Source organism: Piscicoccus intestinalis NBRC 104926, assembly GCF_001515525.1.
In the GTDB taxonomy this organism is placed as follows: Bacteria; Actinomycetota; Actinomycetes; order Actinomycetales; family Dermatophilaceae; genus Kineosphaera; species Kineosphaera intestinalis.
Window position 1 is genome coordinate 1 of sequence record NZ_BCNQ01000074.1, and the last position, 22,613, is coordinate 22,613.

At 72.8% G+C, this 22,613-nt stretch carries 17 protein-coding genes and 1 pseudogene; 12 read left to right on the forward strand and 6 right to left on the reverse strand.

Annotated features, from left to right (window positions below; translation table 11 throughout):
- Positions 1-3 precede the first annotated feature (3 nt).
- Together PINTE_RS25070 and PINTE_RS24380 are read left to right on the forward strand one after the other, a co-directional pair.
- A pseudogene (locus PINTE_RS25070) lies at positions 4-363 on the forward strand (MFS transporter); the annotation flags it as partial.
- Positions 364-388: 25 nt separating this feature from the next.
- Positions 389-1,234 carry an MFS transporter gene (locus tag PINTE_RS24380; RefSeq protein WP_245642931.1) on the forward strand — a complete coding sequence of 282 codons (846 nt, stop codon included), beginning with the start codon at positions 389-391 and terminating at the stop codon, positions 1,232-1,234.
- 13 nt (positions 1,235-1,247) lie between these two features.
- Here the strand turns inward: PINTE_RS24380 and PINTE_RS24385 are convergent, their stop codons facing one another.
- Positions 1,248-1,754: a hypothetical protein gene (locus tag PINTE_RS24385; RefSeq protein ID WP_157087224.1), complete on the reverse strand. Its 507-nt coding sequence runs from the start codon at positions 1,752-1,754 to the stop codon at positions 1,248-1,250.
- A 394-nt stretch (positions 1,755-2,148) separates the two neighbouring features.
- On the opposite strand from PINTE_RS24385, the gene PINTE_RS12565 reads away from it, so the two are divergent.
- The 5 genes from PINTE_RS12565 to PINTE_RS12585 all read left to right on the forward strand — a co-directional run bounded on the left by PINTE_RS12565 (position 2,149) and on the right by PINTE_RS12585 (position 9,948).
- On the forward strand, positions 2,149-4,809 hold the full coding sequence (locus PINTE_RS12565; RefSeq protein ID WP_068431033.1) for a carboxylate--amine ligase/circularly permuted type 2 ATP-grasp protein: 2,661 nt from the start codon (positions 2,149-2,151) through the stop codon (positions 4,807-4,809).
- Positions 4,809-6,683 (forward strand): N-acetylglutaminylglutamine amidotransferase, encoded by a 1,875-nt coding sequence (locus PINTE_RS12570; protein WP_068431037.1) that lies wholly within the window; start codon positions 4,809-4,811, stop codon positions 6,681-6,683. Before PINTE_RS12565 ends, PINTE_RS12570 begins: the two co-directional genes overlap by 1 nt.
- Positions 6,680-8,776: an alpha/beta hydrolase family protein gene (locus PINTE_RS12575; protein WP_068431040.1), complete on the forward strand. Its 2,097-nt coding sequence runs from the start codon at positions 6,680-6,682 to the stop codon at positions 8,774-8,776. The genes PINTE_RS12570 and PINTE_RS12575 overlap by 4 nt, the downstream gene beginning before the upstream one ends.
- A 154-nt stretch (positions 8,777-8,930) precedes the next feature.
- Positions 8,931-9,203 carry a DUF2277 domain-containing protein gene (locus PINTE_RS12580; protein WP_068431043.1) on the forward strand — a complete coding sequence of 91 codons (273 nt, stop codon included), beginning with the start codon at positions 8,931-8,933 and terminating at the stop codon, positions 9,201-9,203.
- A 10-nt stretch (positions 9,204-9,213) separates the two neighbouring features.
- Positions 9,214-9,948 (forward strand): AAA family ATPase, encoded by a 735-nt coding sequence (locus PINTE_RS12585; protein WP_068431046.1) that lies wholly within the window; start codon positions 9,214-9,216, stop codon positions 9,946-9,948.
- 95 nt (positions 9,949-10,043) lie between these two features.
- Here the strand turns inward: PINTE_RS12585 and PINTE_RS12590 are convergent, their stop codons facing one another.
- Positions 10,044-11,819 carry an amino acid permease gene (locus PINTE_RS12590; RefSeq protein ID WP_068431049.1) on the reverse strand — a complete coding sequence of 592 codons (1,776 nt, stop codon included), beginning with the start codon at positions 11,817-11,819 and terminating at the stop codon, positions 10,044-10,046.
- A 296-nt stretch (positions 11,820-12,115) separates the two neighbouring features.
- Here PINTE_RS12590 and PINTE_RS21960 point away from each other — a divergent pair, with 296 nt between their 5' ends.
- Complete coding sequence (locus PINTE_RS21960; protein ID WP_157087225.1) at positions 12,116-12,601, forward strand: hypothetical protein; 486 nt, start codon at positions 12,116-12,118, stop codon at positions 12,599-12,601.
- Between the two features lie 94 nt (positions 12,602-12,695).
- Here PINTE_RS21960 and PINTE_RS12600 read toward each other — a convergent pair whose 3' ends face one another.
- Positions 12,696-16,199, reverse strand: coding sequence for a S8 family serine peptidase (locus PINTE_RS12600; RefSeq protein WP_068431053.1), 3,504 nt, complete (start codon positions 16,197-16,199; stop codon positions 12,696-12,698).
- A gap of 318 nt (positions 16,200-16,517) precedes the next feature.
- Between PINTE_RS12600 and PINTE_RS12605 the strand changes: the two genes are divergently transcribed.
- Positions 16,518-16,997 carry a fluoride efflux transporter FluC gene (locus PINTE_RS12605; protein ID WP_068431057.1) on the forward strand — a complete coding sequence of 160 codons (480 nt, stop codon included), beginning with the start codon at positions 16,518-16,520 and terminating at the stop codon, positions 16,995-16,997.
- Positions 16,994-17,359 (forward strand): fluoride efflux transporter FluC, encoded by a 366-nt coding sequence (locus tag PINTE_RS12610; protein WP_068431060.1) that lies wholly within the window; start codon positions 16,994-16,996, stop codon positions 17,357-17,359. The genes PINTE_RS12605 and PINTE_RS12610 overlap by 4 nt, the downstream gene beginning before the upstream one ends.
- A 110-nt stretch (positions 17,360-17,469) precedes the next feature.
- On the opposite strand, the gene PINTE_RS12615 is transcribed toward PINTE_RS12610, so the two are convergent.
- Positions 17,470-18,819 carry a 6-phospho-beta-glucosidase gene (locus PINTE_RS12615; protein WP_068431063.1) on the reverse strand — a complete coding sequence of 450 codons (1,350 nt, stop codon included), beginning with the start codon at positions 18,817-18,819 and terminating at the stop codon, positions 17,470-17,472.
- A gap of 234 nt (positions 18,820-19,053) precedes the next feature.
- Between PINTE_RS12615 and PINTE_RS12620 the strand changes: the two genes are divergently transcribed.
- Together PINTE_RS12620 and PINTE_RS12625 are read left to right on the forward strand one after the other, a co-directional pair.
- Complete coding sequence (locus PINTE_RS12620) at positions 19,054-20,166, forward strand: carbohydrate kinase family protein (protein WP_068431075.1); 1,113 nt, start codon at positions 19,054-19,056, stop codon at positions 20,164-20,166.
- Between the two features lie 91 nt (positions 20,167-20,257).
- Complete coding sequence (locus PINTE_RS12625; RefSeq protein ID WP_068431066.1) at positions 20,258-20,773, forward strand: mycothiol transferase; 516 nt, start codon at positions 20,258-20,260, stop codon at positions 20,771-20,773.
- 102 nt (positions 20,774-20,875) lie between these two features.
- Here the strand turns inward: PINTE_RS12625 and PINTE_RS12630 are convergent, their stop codons facing one another.
- Together PINTE_RS12630 and PINTE_RS12635 are read right to left on the reverse strand one after the other, a co-directional pair.
- Positions 20,876-21,127: a hypothetical protein gene (locus PINTE_RS12630; protein WP_068431069.1), complete on the reverse strand. Its 252-nt coding sequence runs from the start codon at positions 21,125-21,127 to the stop codon at positions 20,876-20,878.
- A gap of 69 nt (positions 21,128-21,196) precedes the next feature.
- The gene (locus PINTE_RS12635) at positions 21,197-22,330 is read right to left on the reverse strand and encodes an acyltransferase family protein (protein WP_068431072.1); all 1,134 of its coding nucleotides are present in this window, start codon (positions 22,328-22,330) and stop codon (positions 21,197-21,199) included.
- Positions 22,331-22,613: the final 283 nt, after the last annotated feature.

A 22,613-nucleotide genomic window follows, 5' to 3' on the forward strand; every position in this document is an offset into this window, starting at 1 on the left:
GGCGTGCTCGCCGCCGCGCTGCCCGGCGGCGTCGCGGCCGACCGGCTCCCGCAGCGCGGCATCCTGCTCGCCGTCGAGTTCACCAAGGCGGTCGCCGTGGGCAGCGTCGCGATCGCGTCGCTGACGGGTCAGCTGCACCTGACCCACCTCGTCGTCGTCGCGCTGCTCGGTGGCATCGCGGACGGGCTGTACTTTCCCGCCTACACCGCGTTGCTGCCCAAGCTCGTCGACCCGTCCGACCTGCTCGGCGCCAACGGCCTCGAGGGCGTGTTCCGGCCCACCCTCGTCAACGCGGCCGGACCGGCCGTGGCGGGCGCCGTCGTCGCCGCGGTCTCGCCGGGCGCCGCCCTCGGGCTCGTCGCCGCGTGCGCGCTGCTGGCCGGGGCTCGTGTTGCTGCCCCTGCGGTCTCGCCCGGCGTCGTCCACGGTCGCCACGGAGTCCGGCGGCACCGCCGCCGCCGACGGCCCAGGTTCCACGGACCCCGGCTCGACGGGCGCCGCGCCGGGAACCTCCACGGTGCTGCGCGACCTGCTCGACGGCTTCCGCTTCATGCTGCGCACCCGCTGGCTGTGGGCCACGCTGGCGTTCGCGAGCCTGGCGGTGCTGGCGTTCATGGGGCCGCTCGACGTGCTGTTGCCGTTCGCGATCAAGGACAACGCCGGAGGCGGTCCGGGCGACCACGCGCTCGTCCTCGCCGCGTTCGGAGCCGGTGGCGCGCTGGCCTCGCTGTACGTCGCTTCGCGCCCGATGCCGCGGCGCTACCTCACGGTGATGATCATGCTGTGGGGCTGGGGCGGGCTGCCGATGGCGGCGCTCGGCCTCACCTCGTCGGTCACCGTCATGGTGGTCGCCGCGTTCGCGGTGGGCGCGAGTTTTCAGGCGGCCACCGTCATCTGGGGCACGTTGCTGCAGCGGCGCGTGCCGCCCGAGCTGCTGGGCCGGGTCTCCAGCCTCGACTTCTTCGTCTCGCTGCTGTTCATGCCGGTGTCGATGGGACTGGCGGTGCCGATCAGCCACGTCATCGGCCTGTCCGGGGCGTTCATCGCGGCCGCGGTGCTGCCGGCGGTGCTGGCCGTCGTGACGATCATCGGCGCCCGGCTACCCGCCGACGAGGCGGCGCACCCCCTGCACGAGGAGCAACCCGTCGGCGGCGATGGCCCCGACGCCACGAGCCCGCAGGCGACGACGCCCAGGGCGACGGGATCGCAGGCAGCGGGCCCGACGCAGCAGTAGGGCAGCCCGAGACTCAGCGGGACTGCGCGGGCACCGGCAGCCCGGCGGCGACCCACGCGGAGAAACCGCCGTCGATGACGTCGATGCGCGGGCGACCGGGGTGGAAGGCGGCGATCTGGGCGGGTTCGATGACGGGACCGGCGCCCTCGTCGAGCAGCAGGTAGAGCGCGCGGTACCCGGCCAGCGCCGCGAGGTCGACGCCGGGGCGCACGACGAGGGCGAGATCGGCCGAAAGCCGCTGCGCGTCGGTGGCCCGCTCCCGCAGGTCGAGGATGAGGGCGCGGCCGTAGAGCGCGTCCTGGAAGGCGCTGCGCACCGAGACGGTCTCGCGCGCCGAGCCGCTCGGCAGCGGGGTCTCGAAGAGGTCCGCCTGCCAGCGGGCGTCGGTCATCGCCGCTGACGTCCGCAGCGCGACCGAGGCCGAAGCAGAGGCCGCCGCAGGGGGCGTCACGGAGGGCGACACAGAGGCCGCCGCAGAGGCGGGCGACAGGGTGCGGGTGATGGCCTGAGTCACGGTCATCGCGGGTGATCTCCTTCGACGCGCCGTCGGGCGCGGGGCTGCACGGGTGGCTGGGGTCGGGGCGTCAGGCCGGGCGACAACAGCTCGTGGCAGCGAGCGCACGCGCCGCCACGGTGGCCGGGCCGACCGTGTGCATTCGCGTGCGCGAGAAGGTCATGGGACAACTGTAGGTCCCCGCGATACCGCACGTGAAGTAATGACACTCCTAATCTCACATTATGAGTGGCGTCGGGTCTCACCGGCCGCCCGAGCCGCGGATGTCGGTGGCCGCACCTACGATGAGCGGGCGCCCGACGGGAGAAAGAGGTGCGCGGTGAGCCCTGACCGCTCGATTGACACCACGGGACCGGCGGCGTTACACGCCGGACACACAAGCGCCCTAGCGTTCGACGCTATGACCCAGACGGCTCCCGGACCGCGGTCCGCCGCACCGGTGCAGGCAGGCCGACGCCGCCTCGGCGTGGAGGAGGAATTCCACCTCGTCGACAACGCGACCCGGCGCCTCGCGCCTCGCGCCCCCGAACTCCTCGACCGGCTCGACGGAGCGAACTACGTCGCCGAGATGCAGCGCTGCGTCGTCGAGGTCAACTCCGACGTGGTCGACGACCTGCAGGCGCTGCGGGCCGAGTTGTCGCGACGTCGCGGCGTGCTCGTGCGCGCGGCGGGCGAGCTCGGCATGTCGATCGTCGCCGCCGGCGCGGCGCCCCTGTCGGTGCCCGCCGAACTCGACCTCACCTCGGCGCCGCGGTACCGGCGCATGCTCGCCGACTACCAGTTGCTCGCGCGCGAGCAGCTCATCTGCGGCACCCAGGTGCACGTCGACGTCGTCGACCGCGACGAGGCCGTGCTGATCAGCACGCGGATCGCGCCGTACCTGCCCACGCTGCTCGCCCTGAGTGCCAGCTCGCCCTACTCCCATGACGGGTCCGACACCGGCTACGCGAGCGCCCGCTCGCTCGTGTGGGCGCGGTGGCCCACCACCGGCCTGTCGAGCCGCTGTGAGTCGGCCGCCGAGTACGACCAGCTGATCGACGACCTCATCGCGACCGACGTCATCACCGATCCGGGGATGATCTACTTCGACTCCCGGCCGTCGGCCCGCATCAACACCCTTGAGCTGCGAATCTGCGACAGCTGCCCCAGCGTCGATACGATCCTGCTCATCGCGGCCCTGTTCCGCGCCCTCGTCGATCGCGAAGCCAAGCGCATCGCCGCCGGGGTGCCCGCGATCGACATGCCCTCCTCGCTGGGCCGCGCCGCCGCCTGGCGAGCCGCCCGCTCCGGCCTCGAAGAAGACCTCGTCGACATCGAGAACCGGTCCCACCGCCGGGCGACCCACGTCGTGCGCGACCTCGTCGACTCGCTGCGCGAGGAGCTGACCGACAACGGCGACTGGGAGACGGTCAACGGCCTCACCGACTCCGTGCTGCTCGCGGGCAGTTCCGCCGCGCGCCAGCGCCGCGCCCGGCGCCGCCGGGGCCGCCTCACCGACGTCGTCGACCTGCTCATCGCGGAGACGGCGGGCACCCGCGCGGTCGTCGAACAGTCTCCGCGGCAGATGTTCACGAGCTACGAGCCGACTCCGGTCGAGCAGGCGCTGCCGGCGACGACGCCGGACCACGACGAAGCGATCGACAGCGCCGGGAGTGCCCGGCCGCGGTACGCCCCGATCCTGACGGTGCTGGAGCAGCTCGGCCCGGAGTCGCTGCGCCACCGCGAGTCGCGCATCGAGGACATGCAGCGCGCCGACGGCGTGACGTTCAAGGTCAGTGGCCAGGAGGGCACCCGGGTGCTGCCCCTGGACTTCGTGCCGCGGGTCGTCGAGGCCAGCGACTGGGAGCACATCACCAAGGGCGCCGTGCAGCGTTCGGTCGCACTTGATGCGTTCCTGCGCGACGTGTACGGCCAGCAGCAGATCATCGCCGACGGGGTGCTGCCCGAGGAGCTCATCGACCGGGCCCCCGGCTACCGCTCGACCGGAATGCTCGCCGGCCGCAGCGTGCGCGCCCACATCAACGGTCTGGACCTCGTGCGCGACGCGGACGACCGCTGGTGCGTCATCGAGGACAACCTGCGCATCCCCTCCGGCGTGGCCTACGCGATCTGGAACCGCGGGCTGATCCGCCGGTTCCTGCCCGAGATCCCCGCCCCCGAGAACCTGCTCGACGTCGATGCCGTGCCCGGCATGCTGCGCGAGACCCTCGCGGCGGCGGCGCCGCACCGCTGCCCGGACGAGCCGGGCATCGCGGTGCTCACCGAGGGCGTCGACAATTCGGCCTACGCCGAGCACCGCCTGCTCGCCGAGCGGATGGGCGTGCCGGTCGTCACCCCGGAAGAACTCTCGGTCGAGAACGCCCAGGTGTTCTACCACTCCAGCCGGGGCCGTTCGCCGCTGCACGTGCTGTACGCCCGCATGGACGAGGACATGCTGCTCTCCTCGATCGGCCACAGCGGCCAGCCGCTTCGCTCCGGGATCATCGAGGCGCTGCACCGCGGCACGCTGAGCATCGCCAACGCCTTCGGCAACGGCGTCGGTGACGACAAGGCGGTCTACGCCTACGTGCCGCAGATGATCGAGTACTACCTCGGCGAGAAGCCGATCCTGGCCAACGTGCCGACGTTCGTGTGCGCCGAGCGCGATCAGCGCGACCACGTGCTGGCCAACCTCGAGAACCTCGTCACCAAGCCGATCGACGGCTACGGCGGCTCGGGGGTGCTCATCGGCCCGGACGCCAGCGAGGCCGAACTGGCCGCGCGACGGGAAGAACTCGACCAGCACCCGGAGCAGTTCATCGCCCAGGAGGTCGTGCAGCTCTCGACGCACCCGACCTTCGACGGGGCGGCATTCCGGCCGCACCATATCGACCTGCGCACGTTCGTCCACCTGCGAAACCGCGGTCGCGGCCAGCACCCGGAGGGTGTCGTCATGCCTGCCGCGCTGACGCGGGCCGGGGCGGCCGGCAGCAAGATCGTCAACTCCTCGGCCGGCGGCGGCTGCAAGGACACGTGGATTCTCGGACAGACGACAACAGGAAACGTGGGGGCTATCGACTGATGTGTGGCATATGCGGTGAAGTCCGGTTCGACAACACCCTGGCCGACAACACCGCAGTTGCCGCCATGACACGGGCCCTCGCTCCCCGGGGGCCCGACGGCGAGGGCGTATTCGCGCGCGGGCGCGTCGCGCTCGGGCACCGGCGGCTCGCGATCATCGACCTGTCCGAGCGCGGCGCCCAACCGATGATCGATTCCGACCTCGGTATCGCCCTCGTGTTCAACGGGTGCATCTACAACTACAAGCAGCTGCGCAGCGAACTGATCCGCGCCGGGTACCACTTCTTCTCGGACGCCGACAGCGAAGTGGTCATCAAGGCCTACCACCGCTGGGGGCCCGCCTGCTTCGAGCGATTCCGCGGCATGTTCGCCGTCGGACTCGTCGAACTGGACTCCGGCCGAACGGTGCTCGCGCGCGACCGGCTCGGCATCAAACCGCTGTACTTCACTCACGACGCACACCGGTTGCGGTTCGCGTCCTCCCCGCAGGCACTGCTCGCCGGAGGCGGAGTCGACACCAGCATCGACCGCGTGGCCCTGCACCACTACCTGTCGTTCCACTCCGTCGTTCCCGCGCCGCGCACGATCCTCGCCGGGGTGCGCAAGCTGCCTCCGGCGACCGTGCGGGTCTTCGAGCCCGACGGGCGCAGCCACGACACCGTGTACTGGCGGGCGTCGTTCGCGCGCTCCGTCGAGCGGGCCGACTGGAGCGTGCAGGACTGGCGTGCCGCGCTGCTCGACACCCTGCGCCAGGCGGTGCGCCGCCGCATGGTGGCCGACGTGCCGGTGGGCGTGCTGCTCTCCGGCGGCTTCGACTCCAGCGTCATCGTCGCGCTGCTCGCCCAGGCCGGGCAGCACGACCTGCAGACGTTCAGCATCGGGTTCGACGCCGCCGGCGGCGAGCGCGGCGACGAATACGCCTACTCCGACCTCGTCGCCGAGGAGTTCGGCACCGATCACCACAAGATCCACATCGACACCGCCTCCCTCGTTCCGGCCGTGCCGCCGACGGTCGCGGCGATGGGTGAGCCGATGATCAGCCACGACTGTGTGGCGTTCTACCTGTTGAGCCAGCGGGTGGCCGAGCACGTCAAGGTCGTGCAGTCGGGGCAGGGCGCCGACGAGGTGCTCGCCGGGTACGCCTGGTACCCGCCTCTGGCCGACATCCCCCCGGAGTCGGTGACCGAGCACTACGCGCGGGTGTTCTTCGACCGCACCCACGACGACATCGCGGGCCTGGTCAACCCCGAGTTCGCGCTGTCGCAGGACCCGAGCCTGGCGTTCGTGCGCGAACACCACGCCCGCACGCTGGCCGAGGGTCGCGCCGCCGGCAAGCACCCCGAGGCGCTCGACGCCGCCCTGCGGCTCGACACCGAGGTCATGCTCGTCGACGACCCGGTCAAGAGGGTCGACACGATGACGATGGCGTGGGGCCTGGAGGGGCGCGTTCCGTTTCTCGACCACGACTTCGTCGAGCTCGCCGCGGCTTGCCCGCCGGAGCTCAAGCTCTCCGGAGGCGGTAAGGGCGTGCTCAAGGAGGCCTCCCGCGGGCTCGTGCCCGACGCGGTGATCGACCGCACCAAGGGCTACTTTCCGGTGCCCGGCATCCGCCACCTCGAGGGCGAGCTGCTCGACATGGTGCGCGACACCCTGACCAGCCGCGCGGCGCGCGATCGCGCCATCTTCCGCCCGGAGGCGGTCGATGAGCTGCTCGCCCGGCCCAACGACATCCGCACGACCCTGGACGGCAACGCGCTGTGGCAGGTGGCGCTGTTGGAGATGTGGCTGCAGGCGTTGCCCACGGGCGGCTCGGATGCATCGGCCGAGCACCTCTTGTGCCAGACGGAAGGGGCATCGGGCAGGATCGGTCGGTGACCTTTCCAAGCCACGCACAGCTCGGCCACCTCGACGAATTCGGCGAACTCGGCGAACTTGGCGAACTCGGCCACCTCGGACAAGGAGCCCGACCCAGCTACGGCCCGAGCCTGTCACCGGACGGCCGCGCGCTGGCCTACATCGTCGTGGACAACGGGTATCCGCGTGCGGTGCAGCGGCCGATCGAGCTCAACGGCGGCATCGCGCTCGGAAAGGCTCGCGACGTGCGGTTGCCGATCCAGGGCCCGATCACGAAGGTGCGGCACTCCCCCGACGGCAAGTGGCTGGCCTGCCAGATCGCCCCGCACGCCGGCAACCGCTCCCAGGTGTGGATGGTGACGACCGATCCCGACGACCCGCGGGCGATCTGGGTCGACGGCGGTGAGGGCGGCAGCCGCGAGCTCGTCGGCTGGGACGGGCTGCGCGTCGCGGTCACCATCGAGGGCGAGGACGAGGTCGGGGAGTCGCGGCTCGTCGACCCGGTCAACGGTCACGTGCAGGTCGTCGACCGCCGCGAGGAGGGTCGGCTCGTCGACGCCTGGTCCGGCAGCGCGCTCGTGCGGGTCGGACCGCGCTGCGACCGCTACCTCGTCATGCTCCGCGACGGCGTCGAGGTGCCGCTCGGCGCCCCTGACCCCGGCTCGCTGTCGGACCCCGGCACGATCCTCGACGATCACCGGCCGCGGCGGATGCCGGACGGCACGCTGTGGCCGCCGGCCGTGCACGCCCGCGAGCTGCACGCCACCGACTCCCGGGCCGACTCCTTCGGGCGCGACCCGCAGACCGGCGAGCACGTCGCGCCCGGGCAGCTGGGCGGGTACGTGCGGATGCTCGTGCGCACCGACCACGGCGCGGACCGGCTCCGGCTCGATCTGGTGACGGTGACACCGGGCGGGGTCTGGCGACGCACCCTGGCGGCCCGCGACGACGCCGACCTCGACGAGTTCACGGTGAGCGCCGACACCACCCGGGCCGCGCTGCTGTGGAACGTCGACGGCGGCCGCAGCGAGCTGCAGGTGCTGGAGTTGCTCGACGGCACTCTGCACGATCCGATCCCGCTGCCGGGCGAGGTCGCCACCGGGGTCTCGCTCAACGGCGACGGCCGCGCCCTCGCGCTCACCGTCGAGGGCCCCGGGCGCCGCCGGTGCGTCGCGCTGACCTCGCTGTACACGTGGGGGCCGGGCGGATCGGCGCGCACCGACGCCAAACGCTGGATCCTCATCGACCAGGTGGACGCCGACCCCGACACCGTGGAGCCGGAATTGCTGCGGTTCGCCGCCCACGACGGCCTGGAGTTGACCGGGTGGCTGTATCGCGCGCCGACGGCCGCCTCGGTCTCTTCGGCCGCCTCGACCTCCGCGGGCGCCTCAGGCGTCTCGGGCGCCTCTGACCCGTCGGCGCCCGGGCCCGTGCTGGTGTATTTCCACGGCGGCCCGGAGGGGCAGGCGCGGCCGGAGTTCAGCGACGTCTTCGGGCCGATGCTCGCGCACGGGGTGTCGGTGTTCGCGCCCAACGTGCGCGGCTCCTCCGGCTCCGGGCGCGCGTTCTGGCACGCCGACGACCACGAGAAGCGCTGGGACGGGATCCGCGACGCGGTCTCGGTCGTCGACTTTCTCGTCACGGCCGGCATCGCGGAGCCGGGCCGGCTGGCCGTCGCGGGCCGCTCCTACGGCGGCTACCTGACGAACGCGGTGCTCGCGTTCCATCCCGGGCACTTCGTGTGCGGCGTCGCGATCTGCGGCATGAGCGAGTTCGCGGCGTTCTTCCGCGAGACCGAGCCGTGGATCGGGCGCGCCTCGTACTCCAAGTACGGCCACCCCGAGCGCGACGCGGAGCTGCTGCGCGAGCTGTCGCCGATCCACCGCGCCGCCGACGTGCGGGTGCCGATGCTGTTCATCCACGGCGGCAACGACACGAACGTGCCGGTCGGCGAATCGCCCCGCATGGCCGAGGCGTTGCGTGCCGCCGGGTCGCAGGCGCACACGCTCATCGTGCCCGGAGAGGGCCACGACTTCACCCGCCCCGAGAACCGCGCCCTGCTCGCCCACCGCCTCGCCGACTTCGTCGCCGAGCACGTCCTGGCCCCCGCCTGACCCCCCACCCCCAGATGGCCGAAGGCTGCCCTTTCGGCCGAAGGCTAGGGCTCTAGTACGAGCCCTCGACCGAAAGGGCAGCCTTCGGCCGAGTGGGCGGGCGGCTCGGCTGGGGACGTCGACCTTGTCGGTGGGCTCGCCTAGCCTGGCGAGCATGTGCCGCAACATCCGCCAGCTCCACAACTTCGCCCCGCCGGCCACGGCCGCGGAGATCGAGGCCGCCGCCACGCAGTTCGTCCGCAAGGTCGGAGGCGGTGCGCCGAGCAAGGCCAACGAGGCCGCCTACGCCCGCGCGATCGACGAGGTCAGCGCCACCGTCTCCCGGCTGCTGGAAGAGATGGTCACCAGCGCCCCACCGAAGGACCGCGAGACCGAGGCCGCCAAGGCCAAGGCCCGCTCCCAGGCGCGCTTCTCCCGCTCCGCCTGAGCGGTCACCGATGGCCGACGACCTGGCGTTCGCGCGGTTGCCGCTGCGCCGCGTCGAGTTGTCCCCGTACGCGGAGCCGGTGCCCCCCGACCGGTGGCCGGCGACGATTCCCGCGGTCGCGCAGCTGCTGCGCGACGGCCTCGACCTCGGCCCGGCGACCGTGCTCGTCGGCGAGAACGGCACCGGCAAGTCGACGCTGGTGGAGGCCGTCGCCATGGCGTACGGCCTCAACGCCGAGGGTGGCTCGACCGGCGCGATGCACCACACGGTCGACACCGAATCGGGCCTGCACGAGGCGCTCACGTGCCGTCGCGGCCTGGGCGCCGCCAAGTGGGGCTTCTTCCTGCGCGCCGAGACCATGCACGCGTTCTTCACGTACCTGCAGGAGGGTGCCGGCTTCGGCGAGCCGTTCCACGCGATGAGCCACGGGGAGTCGTTCGTCGCGCTGCTCGACAGCTCGCGCTTCCTGCGCCCCGGCCTGTTCGTCTTCGACGAGCCGGAGTCGGCGCTGTCGTTCACCGCGCAGCTGCGGCTCATCGGACAGCTCGGCGACCTCGTCGCCGACGGCGACTCCCAGGTGCTGCTCTCGACGCACTCCCCGGTGCTGGCCGCCCTGCCCGGCGCCCGACTGCTCGAACTGGGCGACTGGGGCTGGCGCGAAACCACCTGGGACGAGCTCGAACTCGTCGGCCACTACCGCAGCTTCCTCGATTCGCCGGAGCGCTACCTGCGGCACCTGCGCTGACAGCGTGGGCGAGCGCCGACACGGCGACGCGGCCGACCGGGGAGCCCGATCGGCCGCGCCGAGCGCACGACCGCTGTGGCCGCACGTGACGGTCCTCAGCCGAGGCCAGCCGGCGCCCCCTCCCGGTACTTGTGGTGATACACGGGCACGCTGTACCGCTCCCGCGCCTTGGCGACGGTGTCGTCACGCAGCCACGCGGTCTGGGAGTCGGGCGCGGTGGCGATGACGATCGCGTCGGGCTTGAACGTCAGCACCGCCCCGTCGAGGGTGGCGCGCACGTCGAACGGGCCGACCTCACCGTCCGCGGTGTAGCCGCGCTCGGTCAGCACCTGCAGGATCCGGTCGAGCCGGCGCTGCGCGGCCGCCCTGGTCTCCTCGTCGATCCATACGGCACCGCTGGTCAGGGCCGTTCCGACCTCGACGGGGTTGGCCGGTACCGCGACGTAGAAGGTCGCCTGCGGCCCGGGCTGCACGCGGTCGACCTCCTCGACGAGCTCGGCCGACGCGACATCGGCGTTGGCGAGCACGAGGATGCGCTCGGCCTGGGCGTCGGGGCCGACGACCGGCTCCTGATCCTGGTACTCCTTGCGCGTGCGCACGACGAGGAAGAACACGATGAGGAGCGCCGCCCACGAACCGAGCCCGAGCGTGATCTGCGACTGCGTCTCCGGGTCGAAAGCCATGAGCACCAGCACGGCGACCATGGCGACGATCGCGAAGATCGTGACGAACGGGAAGCCCCACATCTTGATCGGCATCTCCTCGTCGCCCGCGCGACGGCGCAGGATGAACTGGCTCACGGCGATGAGGATGTAGACGAAGAGGATGACCGCCCCGGAGCTGTTGAGCAGGAACAGGAAGACGGCGTCCGGGGAGATATACGCGGCGATGACGCACAGGAAGCCGACGACGGTCGACGACAGGATCGCCCACCGCGGCACGCCCTTGTCGGTCACCCGCAGCAGCGCCTGCGGCGCCTCCCGCCGCCCGGCGAGCACGAACAGCATGCGGCTGGCCGTGTAGAGGCCGGAGTTCAGGCACGAGAGCACGGCGGTGAGCACAACGGCGTTCATCACGTGGTCGGCGTACGGCAGGCCCATCTCCTTGAAGGCGCTGACGTACGGCGACTCCCCGAGCTCGGCGGAGTTCCACGGCAGGATCGTGCACAGCAGGAAGACCGAGCCGACGTAGAAGATGCCGATGCGCCACACCACCGAGTTGACGGCCTTGGTCACGCCGCGCACCGGGTCGTCGGACTCCGCGGCCGCGACCGTGGCGATCTCGGCGCCGACCATCGAGAAGATGACGACGACGATGCTCGAGAAGAGCACCGAACCGCCGTTGGGCAGGAAGCCGCCGTGCGCGGTGAGGTTGGAGAAGTCCATCGGCTTGCCCGGCCACAGCCCGAACACGTACGCCGCGCCGATGCCGAGGAACAGGATGATCGTGACGACCTTGATCCCGGCGAACCAGTACTCGAACTCGCCGTAGCTGCTCACCGAGAACAGGTTGGTCGCCGTCATCAGCGACATCAGCACGAGCGCGAAGATCCACAGCGGCACGCCGGGGATCCAGTACTGCAGCAGCTTGGCGCCGGCGACCGCCTCGAACCCGACGACGATGACCCAGAAGTACCAGTACAGCCAGGCCACCGAGAAGCCCGCCCAGTTGCCCAGTGCGCGACGGGCGTAGTCGGCGAAGGAGCCGGTGCTCGGGTGCGCGGCGGCCATCTCGCCGAGCATCCGCATGACGAGGATGATGAGCCCACCGGCGAGCGCGTAGGTGATGAAGGCGGCGGGGCCCGCCTCGTTCATCACGGCTCCGGAGCCGACGAACAGCCCGGCGCCGATGACGCCGCCGATCGCGATCATCGTCAGATGCCGTTGTTTGAGTCCGGGTCGGAGTTCAGCGGCCGCCACGGCGCCTCCCAGAGGGTTAGGGGCACAGGGTTGTGTGCGCGAGGAGAAAGACACCCCGCAGGACGGGGGCGCACGGAAATGTAGGGCATCGCACGGGCTCCTGGGAATACCCGCTTGCGGACTGGACTGCCGCGAAACCCCCTCGAAACACGGAACTCACCGCGACGAGCCGGTGGGAACGCCGACGCGCGGCCATCCGTCCAACAGGCATGCGCCGGTTACGGGTTGGCTGCGTCGTGGGAGGTCTCGTGGTTGCGCTCTCCGCCTGCGGCGGCACGCCCGAGGAGCCGGGCGGGCCGGCGACCTCGCCCGCCGCGCCCACCAGCTCGCCACCCTCATCGAGCGCGCCGAGCGCACCCGGCAGCCCGACCACCCCGACCACCCCGGGCGCGACGACCGGATCGCCTCGGTCCACCGCCCCGGGTGAGTCCACGGGTTCGCCTACGTACCTGCCCTCCCCGGAGCCCGAACTCACCGTGCCCGGCACGCGGCTCGGGCGCCTGGAGCGGCTCACCGGCATCGTCGGCCGCGGCGTCGAGCCGGGCTGTCGGCTCCTCACGCCGGCGAACGGGGGCCGGGCCTTGTTGTTGCTGGGTCAGGTCGACGACCAGCGCCTCGTCGACGGCGCGCGGGTCACCGTCGAGGGCTATCGCCGGCAGAACGTGGCGACGACGTGCCAGCAGGGTGAACCGTTCACCGTCCTGCGCCTGATCCAGGCCTCCGCCGGAGGCTGACCGGCCCCCGCCTGCGGGCGGGCTCCGACGAGGCCGGCCGTCCCACCATCGGGGGGTGGGACGGCCGGCCTCGTGAGTCGTCGAGCGAGTCGCCTCAGGGCGCCTGCCGCACGATCGTCGGGGTTCCGGTGGGGGTTCCGGTCGGGCCGTCCGTCGGCGCCGCGCCCGACGGTGGAGCGGTCGGCGTCGGCGATCCGGTCGGCGACCCCGTGGGCGAGCCGGTCGGCGACCCTGTCGGCGACCCCGTCGGCGAGCCCGTGGGCGACCCGGTGGGCGGCGCCGTCGAGCCTGCGTCACCGTCTCCGACCAGCACGCGGCCGCGCCCCAGAACGGCGCCTTCGTCGCTGGTCACGTGCATGTCACCGACGAGCACCCGACCGGAGGCCGCCGCGGACCGCACGGTGACGACCCCGGCGATCCGACCCGACTCCTGCTCGGCGAGCGTCAGTGGCGCCGGGTCGACGGTGAGCGTGCCCAGCGTGGGGCTCGTGAACATGTCGAGGTAGTCGTAGGCGGTGCCGGAGCTGCCGGTCTGGTAGGCCTCGACCTCGACGGTGTAGGTGCCCGGCTCCGGGCTGGGGATCGTGACCTCCTCGTCGGAGTCGCCGTCGGCCGACATGCCGACGACAGCGCCCGCGGCGTCGTAGACGTACAGGTCCAGGTCGGCGGTGAGGTCCGCGGCCGAGCCGATCGACGCCTGCAGCGCCGCGGCACCCTGCGGCACCTCGATCTCGTACTGCTGCCGCTCGCCGGAGCGGATCGTCGGGCGGGCCGTGCGCGCCGACCCCAGCGGGCCGCCGACGCCGCGGGCGACCACGTCGCCGAACCGGTTGTCGACGGTCCACGAGACCGGCGCCGGCACTCCCACCTGCGGGTCGTCGACGCGCTGCTCCTCCGGCGTGACCCGCACGCCCTGCGCGGCCGCGGTCAGCGTGAACGGGTTGCGCAGCGTCGGCGTCGTGCGCTTGGCCTCGACCTGCAACTCCCACACCCCCGGCAGCGGGTCGCTGTACGAGCGGGAGACCGGGTTGCACGCCTTGGCGTCCGAGGAGTCGTTCGTGTAGCAGGTCACCTTGCTCGTCGGCTCGTCGACCGGAACCCCGTACGGGTTGACCGCGATCCAGCGCACCTGCGATCCGGCGGCGATGCCCGACAGGTTGACCTGCAGGGCCTTGGCGCCCTCGGGCACGTCGACGAAGTAGCTCGTCGTGCGCACCCGCTCGACGCTGCCCGACGTCGCCTGCTGGAACGGGCTGTCGGTCAACGGGTCGGCGACCACGATCGCGGCGCTCATCCGCGCGTCGACCAGCGGTGTCGCCGGCGAATCCAGCTGCAGCATCGCGGTGTGCGCACCGGTCCCGCGCGGCCGCGACGTGACCGGCACCGTCACCGGCTCCCCCAGCGGCAGGGAGACGGTGTCCGGGGAGCCGAACGTGCCGTCGCCGCCGACCCAGGTGAGCCGGTGCTCGACGGCATCGGCCGGGCCGGCGGTTCGGGTGATCGTCACGTCGTCGGTGCGCTCGACGCCCGACCGGGGGCCACCGGCTCCGGGCGCGCAGCGGTTGTAGAGGCCGGCGCCGCGGTTCGGGGTGGCCAGCATGTCGGAGATCGGGGTGCACACCGGCGCCGAGATCGTGTACCGCGAGCTGACGTCGGGCGAGCGGCGCAGCACCTCCCAGGCCCCGACGACGTCCATGAGCCCGCTGCCCTGCGCGGTCACCGTCGCCCCGGAGACGGGTCGGGCCGTGCTGTGCAGCGATTCGCGCAGCTGGCGGGGCAGCACCGGCAGGTCGGCCTGGCGGGCCGCCGACAGCAGCAGGGCCGCCGCGCCGGTGGCCTGCGGCGAGGCCATCGACGTGCCGTTGAACATCGCGTACCCCGGCGGCAGCTTGTAGCTGACGGTGGGCAAGTTCTCCTGCTTCGACCAGCGCGGCACCGTCGAGATCGCGGAGCCGGGCGCGGCGAGGTCGGGCTTGACGCCGCCGTCCTCGCGCGGCCCGCGGCTGGAGTAGTTCTGCACCATCATCGGCGCCGAGACGTCGGCGCCGTAGTTCGACTTCCACGTGTCCCGGCCGGCGGTGGCGGCGACGGCGACCGCGTCGGAGGCGACCGCCGGGTCGCCGACGGTGTTGACGCCCGGCCCGGAGTTGCCGGCCGAGATGAACAGCTGCATACCGTAGGTGTCGATGAGCCGGTTGTACAGCTGCGCCCGCACGTTCGCGCCGTCGTTGAGGGCCGGCAGACCGCCGATCGACATGTTGACGACGTCGACCTTGCGGTTGGCGACGAGGTCGATCATGCCCTCGGACAGGGCCACGGCCGTGCAGCCACCGGCGTACAGGCAGGCCTTCGACGAGACGATCCGGGCCCCCGGGGCGGCGCCGTCGACCCCGCCGAAGAGGTTGTGTCCCGCGGCGATTCCCGCGACGTGGGTGCCGTGGGAGTCGGCCACCGTGCCGATGTTGACGAAGTCGGCGGTCTGACCGGCCAGGCCCGCGGGGGTCAGGTCGACGTCGCGGCGGAACTCGACGACGAACGGCACCGACTCCACGACCGGGGTTTTCTTCGAGTCGGTGCCGAAGTGCCCGACCTGGAACTTCTCGCCGTAGGGGCGCATCGGCGTCTCGTCGGTGAAGTCGTGGTCCTGGTCGAGGTCCACCCAGATGTCGTTCGTCGTGTAGTCGTACAGCACGCCCCAGGCGTCGGTCGTGTCGCCGTCGCGGTTGACGTCGCCGGCGTACTCCTCGCTGCCGGCGGCCGCCGACTCGCGAAAGACGTTGAGCGCGTAGTCGGCCCCCGGCCGCGTCGGCAGCGTCCAGGTGGCTCCCCCGTAGCGGGCGCGGGGCGCGGAGACGCGCGCGACCATGGGCCGCCACGACCCGTCTCCCTCGAGGAGGGGGTCGGTGGCGGTCACCCAGTCGACGATCTTGCGCTCACCGGTGCTGGTCTTGGCCAGTGCCGGGTGGTCGAGGTCGACGCCGGAGTCGAGCACACCGATCGTCACGCCGCGCCCGTCGGCCTCGGGGTGCGCGCCCTTGAAGGCCACGGCGCCCGTCTCGTGCGTCGGCAGGTACGGGTTGACCGGCGCGGTCCGCGAATTCGGACCGGTCCACGGCGTCGAGCCGGAGGCGGGCCGGCCGGCGGGCTCGACCTGCGGGTCGGGCACCGAGAGGGTCTCGTCGAGGTCCATCGCCTGCACACCCGCGAGCTTGGCGGCGGCCCGCACCTGACCGGTGGGCACCGAGGCGCGCACGTAGCCGACCTTGTCGTGGCGGTAGCCGATGGTCGCGCCGAGGCCGCGCAGCTCGTCCGCCACCCCGGCGGTCTTGCCCGACGCCGTCAGCGCCATGACCGCGACCGCCTTGCGTCCGGAGGCCTCGGCCGTCGCGAGCAGGCCGCGGCTGTGCGAGGAGAGGCGCGAGCCCTGCTCGGGCTTGACGGGCTCGGTGACGGCGCCCTTGGCGGGCGGCATCGGCGTGGGTTGCGGGGTGGGGCCGTCGGCGGCGGCAGGCCCGGCGGAGGCGAGGCCCGCCGCGCTGAGGGCGAGTGCCAGCAGGGCCGCAGCCCCGGACGTGGCGAGCCTGGACTTCGATGACACGGCGAACCTTTCGATCCGGGCGGCCCGCGGGCCCTGGGAAGACGCGCGCCCCGAGGAGGGGGCGCGGCTCACGCGATGCCGCACAGGCTAGCGGCGGCCCCCTACTGCCCCTGGACATTTCGTCCGGGGTGTCCGCGCCCGGCCGCGTGCCGGCCAGAGCGTCGCCACGCGCCAGCCCCGCTCGCCGATGCGCTGGCGGCTCGCCGTTGCAGCTGCAGCCGCAACCCCCGGCTCGGACCGCGACGCCCACCGGCGAATGCCCGCTCTCCCGTCGTCCGCGGCCGCGGGGGCCGGGGCAGACCGCACTACAGTGCTGCCGTGGCGCCATCCACCTCCCCCCGCCCGCTGTACACGCGGCCCGAGGCGCTGGCCGCGGTGGCGGCCGGCGGGCTGATCGGCACGACGCTGCGCTACCTCGTCTCGCTCGCGCTGCCGCACACCCCGACGCAGTGGCCGGCTTCCACCGTCGTCGTCAACCTGCTCGGCGCGTTCTGCCTCGGGTTGCTCACCGCCTCCCTGGCCGAACTGGGCCCCGACGCCGGGCGCCGGCGCGTCGTCCGACTCACCCTCGGAGTCGGGCTGCTCGGCTCGTTCACGACCTACAGCACCCTCGCGCTCGACGCCGTGCACCTCGCGGAGGCGGCCCGCTTCGGACTCGCGGGCTGGTACGTGACGCTGAGCGTCGTCGGCGGACTGCTCGCGGCCGGCGCCGGGGTCGTCGTCGGATCCCGCGGTGCCCGCCGACGGCGACGTCCACCCGAGAGCCCACCCGGGCGTCCGCACGGGGCGACGTCATGATCGGGCTGCTCGTCGCCGTCGCCGGGTCGTGCGGCGCGGTGGCCCGGTTCACCCTCGACGGGGCGTTGCGGGCCAGGCTCGGCAGCGCGTTCCCGTGGGCGACGATCGTCATCAACGTCACCGGCTCCCTGCTGCTCGGCCTGCTCGCCGGGCTCGTCGCGGGCGGCGGGCCGCCCGCGCTGCTCACCGTCGTCGGGGTCGGATTCTGCGGCGGCTACACGACGTTCAGCACCGCCAGCGTGGAGTCGGTGACGCTGCTGCGCGCCGGACGCCCCGTCGCCGCGGCAGGCAACGCCGCGCTCAGCCTCGTCGTGTGCGTGGCCGCCGCCGCCCTCGGGCTGGCGCTGGCGCGGCTGCTCTAGAGGCGCGGGCGGCCAGGGGGCGAGGCGGCCTGATCGGTCCGGGCAGCGGAGTCGGCGCGAGGGGCCGACCGCCTGCGCGGGCGTGCTCCCCCCGACAGCGCGGAACCGACTCAGCCCGAGCGGGCGAACAGCGCGTCGACCTCCGGAATGCGGGCGCGGTACCCGGCGAGCAGGGCCCGCGCGGTGGCCACGGAGTCGACGAGCGGGTGCACGGCGAACGCCCGTAGCGCCGCGCGGACATCCCGCTCGGTGGCGGCTGTGATCGTCGCCTCCTCCGCCTCCTTGACCTGCTGCATGAGGCCGAGCATGTGCCCGCGCGCCGGGCGCGTCGCGAGCGGCGTCACCCCCGACGCGTCGACGGCGCACGGCACCTCGACGACCGCCTCCGGAGGCAGCCCCGGCACCGCGGTGCCGTTGCGCACGTTGAGGATCATCACGGCCCGGCTCCCGCTGCGCAGCGCGCTCATCAGGGCCAGCGCAACGCCCTCGTAGCCGCCGCCCTCGACGTCGGCGGCATCGCGCTGCTCGTCGGCCGCCCGCGCCTCGCGCATGTAGCTCGCGTCGCGTTCGGCCCGCACCCTCCGCCACGTGCTCAGCGCCGAACCCGGGTCGGCGGCCACCGCCGCGTAGAACGAGGACTGCTGGTCGAGCAGGAATTCGCCGCGGGTCTGGGCGCTGCCGCGGATCCCCGCGACCGCCTCCCGGGTGCAGTAGAAGTAGTAGAGGTACTCGTTCGGCAGCGCCCCGAGGGTCTGCAGCCAGTCGGCGCCGAACAGCCTGCCCTCCTCGATGCCCGCCAGCCGCTCGGCGTCGGCGAGCAGCTCGGGCAGCACGTCGCGGCCGTCGTGGCGCAGCTCACGCAGCCAGCCGAGGTGATTGAGGCCGACATAGCCGGACGCGACCCGGTGCGGGTCGAGCCGCAGCGCCCGGGCCGCCCGCCGGGACAGCCCGATCGGGGAGTCGCAGATGCCGACCACCCGGTCGCCGAGCACACCCTGCATGGCCTGCGTGATCATGCCCGCCGGGTTGGTGAAGTTGATGACCCAGGCGCGCGGCGCGAGCCGGGCGACGCGCTGCGCGATGTCGAGCGCGACCGGCACGGTGCGCAGCCCGTACGCGATGCCGCCCGGACCGGTCGTCTCCTGCCCGAGCACCCCGAGATCGAGGGCCACGCGCTCGTCGCACGTGCGCCCGGCGAGCCCCCCGACGCGGATCGCGCTGAACACGACGTCGGCGCCCTCGATCGCGTCGTCGAGGTCGGTGCTCACCCGCACGCGCGGGGCCCGCGGCACCCGCTGCGCCTGCCCCGCGAGCACGTGCGAGACCGCGGTGAGCCGGGCCTCGTCGGTGTCGTGCAGCACGACGTCGGTGACCGGGGAGTCGGCGGGCCCGCCGCCGAGGAGCGCGCCGTAGACGAGGGGGACCCGAAAGCCGCCCCCGCCGAGAATCGTCAGCCGCATACCCGAAATCCTGCCTGATGCCGGCCTGTTGTCGGCCCGTTGACGGCCCTGCGCGGCGCGCGACGCGCCCTGTGGCGCACAATCGACCCGGGAGGGAAAAGCGCAGGTGAGCGGCGGGCCAACGCACGGCATCGCGGGCATGACGACCGGGGAGGCGGCCGAGTGGACGAGGCGACGAAGCGGACGGCGACCGACGACGTGACCGGGGAAGTGACCGCGGAGGTGACCGGGGCTGTGATCGGGCAGACGGTCACGGGCTTCGACCCGCTGGCCCACATCCGCACCCCCGACGGGCCTCGATTCGACGTGTTCCTGCAAGGCATGGTCTTCCTCGACATCATCTTCACCGGGCTGCCGCGGATGCCTCGGGAGGGCCAGGAGGTGTGGGCCGAGGGCATGGGCTCGTGTCCGGGCGGCATCGCGAACCTCGCGGTCGCCGCCTCCCGGCTCGGCCTGCGCACGAGCCTCGGGGCGGCGTTCGGCGACGACGACTACGGCGAGTTCTGTTGGCGCACACTGGCGCAGCAGGAGGGCGTCGACCTCTCGACGAGCCGTCGCTACCCCGACTGGCACTCCCCCGTCACGGTCTCGGTCGCCGTCGAGGGCGACCGCAACATGATCACGCACGGGCACGCGGAGCCGCAGACGCCGACCCAGATGATCGGCCACCCGCCCCGGAGCCGGGCCGTGCTGCTCGACCTCGACCTGCACGAACCCATCGGCCAGGGCGACGGCTGGGCCGACCGGGCCCGGGCCGACGGGGCGCTGATCTTCGCCGACGTCGGCTGGGACGCGACCGGCCGGTGGGACTTCGGTGTGCTCGACCAGCTCGAACACTGCCACGCGTTCCTGCCGAACCAGGGCGAGGCGATGGCCTACACCCGCACCCGCACCGCCCGCGAGGCGCTGTACAGCCTCGCCGACCGGGTGCCGTTGGCCGTCGTCACGCAGGGCCCCGACGGGGCCATCGCCTACGACAGCTCGACCGGCGAGGAGTCTGTGGTTCCGGCCCTGTGGGTCGACGCGATCGACCCGACCGGCGCCGGCGACGTCTTCGCCGCGTCGCTGACGCTCGGCACCCTGGCCGGCTGGCCGCTCGACGACCGGCTGGCGTTCGCGTCGCTGTGCTCCTCGCTCGCGGTGCAGCAGGTCGGCGGCTCGCTCGCCGCCCCCGGGTGGGGCGACATCGCGGACTGGTGGCACCGCACGCTGCGCGGCCCCGACACCGGCGCCTACCACCGGTCGCTGCGGCAGCGGTACGCCTTCCTCGACGACATCGTGCCGCAGGTGCCGGTCAGCGCCGTTCGCCGCGCCAGCGCCACCATCGCGCGGCTCTCCGACGCCTGAGCCCCGCACGCCATCGGCACCCGGCCCGCCGCTGCGCTCGAAGCGCCGGCCGGGTTCGCGGCGCGCCCGGCGCGGATGCGAGGCTTTCGGCATGACGCCCAACGACATCCTCATCGACACGTTCGGACGGGTCCACGGCGAGCTGCCCCGGCAGCTGGACGGCCTGTCGATGCTCGGCCTGACGTGGCGCCCCGACGGCGACGCCAACCCGATCGGCTGGCTCGCGTGGCACCTGACGCGCGTGCAGGACGATCACCTCGCCGGTCTCGTCGACGCCGAGCAGGTGTGGACCCGCGACGGTTTCGCCGACCGCTTCGCGCTGCCCTATCCGGTCGAGGCCATCGGCTACGGCCAGCATCGCGACGAGGTCGACGCGTTCGTCGTCGACGAGCCGCAGCCGCTGATCGAGTATCACGACGCGGTGCACCGCCGCACGGTCGAGATCGTCTCCGGGCTGGACGCCGCGCAGTTCGAGCGGGTCGTCGACCGCCACTGGGATCCGCCGGTCACCGCCGCCGTGCGCCTCGTCTCGGTCGCCAACGACATCACCCAGCATCTGGGTCAGATCTCGTACGTGCGGGGGCTGTGGGACCGGCGCGCCGCCTGACGACCCGACTCCCCGAACAGCGTGGGACGTTTCGCCGCGACTACCCGGCGACATCTCCCACGCTATCGGCGCCCCTGGGGGCGCCGCGCCGGTGACGGGCCGTCAGCCGACGATCCGCAGGGCCAGCACGACCCCGATGCCGCTGAGCACGAAGCCCGCGACGCACATGACGCCGGCCCAGATCGAGTGCACCGCGGGGGTGCGCACGGGTTGCGGGCGGGTGTGCGTCGAGGGGTCCCGGCCACGCAGGTAGGTGCGCCACGCCGAGACGGCGACCGACAGCCCGATCGCCACGAGTCCCGCCCCGAACAAGATGATGAGGGCGGGAATGAGCAGCGCTCGGCGGTCCTGCATCGTCCCCCCTCGCCTGCTTGCATCTGCTGCGGTCGAGGGTATCGGCACCACAGGTCGCCCGACAGGCGCCTAGCGGGCCGCCCGGCGCCCCCACGAGGGCGTAAATCCCTTGTGTGACAAGGCCGGCTCTTCCACGAGATACCACGAGGCCAGGGCCACCGAAGCGGCGAGTATGACTGCGGCAACAGTGAATCCGACCTGCGTCAGGGCCGTCGCGCCGGCCGTCGCGAGGAGGGTCTCGATGGGCCAGTGGTACACGTACATCCCGTACGAAAGATCCGCGCGGAGCCGGTGCCGCAGCCACGGGGTGCGGACCACCGCGACGAGACACAGGTAGGCGAACGCGACGCCGCCGCCGACCGCCCGGTAGCCCGGCTCGAGCCACAGCGCGACGACGAGCCCGGCGACCGCGAGCAGCGCCCAGCGGCCGTGCACGCTGAGGCGGTCGCGGTAGAGGTAGCCGAGCACGCCCAGCCCGAACATGAGGAAGAACCGCCAGAACAGCTCCCCGACGAGAGGCAGCAGACCCGCCTCCTGACCTGCGACGACGAGCCAGACGGCCACGACGCCGGCCGCCACGAGGGCGCGGCGCCGGCGAAGGAGTCCGAGCACCCCGAGCACCGCCACCCCGACGTAGCAGACCGCCTCGTAGAACAGCGTCCACAGGGCGCCGTTGATGACGTGCGGTTGGTGGGTGCCGGTCGGTAGGCCCGCCACGGAGAAGTCGCGCATGAACAGCAGCCCGTTCTGGGTGACGTACCCCCAGGACCGGCCGAGCGCCGCGCCGGGGGCACCGCCCTCGAGGGCGGCCACCGCCGGCGCGACGAGCGCGGCGGTGAGTAGCAGGCACACCCAGAACCCGGGCATGATCCGCAGAAACCGGTGCCAGGCGTAGCGCCCGACCGAGCCGAGCTGCAGCAGGCTGCGGGTCACGAGAAAGCCGGAGAGCACGAAGAAGGCGTCGACCGCCAGCTCCCCCAGTTCGGTGCCGCCGATCACCGGCTGGCGACCGAAGCCGATCGCGCCGGCGTGCGCGACCGCCACCGTGGTGGCGAGCACGAGCCGCAGCACGTCGAGGCTGTTGGAGCGCGGGTCGAACGCGCTGCCCAGCGTGTGGGAACCGGTCGCTCTGCCGCGATGATCCGCGCGCGCGTCGACGCCGGGCGCGCGGGCGGTCTGCCCGCGTGGAGCCAGCACAGTCATGGAGTTCCCCTCGGCTCGTGGATAGGCGCCCGGTCCCCCACCGGATTCGACGCCATACTCTGACGCAACGTCAGGTTTCAAACCTAACGCCGCGTCAGGGTTCGGTCAAAGCCCGTCGTTCACCTGTTTCCAGAGTCGCCGAAAGTCCGCGCGCACAGCGCATTTGGGCGTCGAGTCGGGTGCGGCGCCGCCTGGGTGTGGGTCGGCGAGGCTGGGCGGGCACGTCGCGACGGGCGCGGCGCGGCCCGGGTGTGGGTCGGCGGGGTCCCGCGGGCGCGTCGCG

Coding starts and splice junctions, on each gene's coding strand:
- PINTE_RS12635 (WP_068431072.1), bottom strand. CDS start 22,330: ATGACTGTGCTGGCTCCACGCGGGCAGACCGCCCGCGCGCCCGGCGTC.
- PINTE_RS12570 (WP_068431037.1), top strand. CDS start 4,809: ATGTGTGGCATATGCGGTGAAGTCCGGTTCGACAACACCCTGGCCGAC.
- PINTE_RS12630 (WP_068431069.1), bottom strand. CDS start 21,127: ATGCAGGACCGCCGAGCGCTGCTCATTCCCGCCCTCATCATCTTGTTC.
- PINTE_RS24385 (WP_157087224.1), bottom strand. CDS start 1,754: ATGACCGTGACTCAGGCCATCACCCGCACCCTGTCGCCCGCCTCTGCG.
- PINTE_RS12580 (WP_068431043.1), top strand. CDS start 8,931: ATGTGCCGCAACATCCGCCAGCTCCACAACTTCGCCCCGCCGGCCACG.
- PINTE_RS12625 (WP_068431066.1), top strand. CDS start 20,258: ATGACGCCCAACGACATCCTCATCGACACGTTCGGACGGGTCCACGGC.
- PINTE_RS12610 (WP_068431060.1), top strand. CDS start 16,994: ATGATCGGGCTGCTCGTCGCCGTCGCCGGGTCGTGCGGCGCGGTGGCC.
- PINTE_RS12615 (WP_068431063.1), bottom strand. CDS start 18,819: ATGCGGCTGACGATTCTCGGCGGGGGCGGCTTTCGGGTCCCCCTCGTC.
- PINTE_RS12585 (WP_068431046.1), top strand. CDS start 9,214: ATGGCCGACGACCTGGCGTTCGCGCGGTTGCCGCTGCGCCGCGTCGAG.
- PINTE_RS12590 (WP_068431049.1), bottom strand. CDS start 11,819: ATGATCGCGATCGGCGGCGTCATCGGCGCCGGGCTGTTCGTCGGCTCC.
- PINTE_RS12565 (WP_068431033.1), top strand. CDS start 2,149: ATGACCCAGACGGCTCCCGGACCGCGGTCCGCCGCACCGGTGCAGGCA.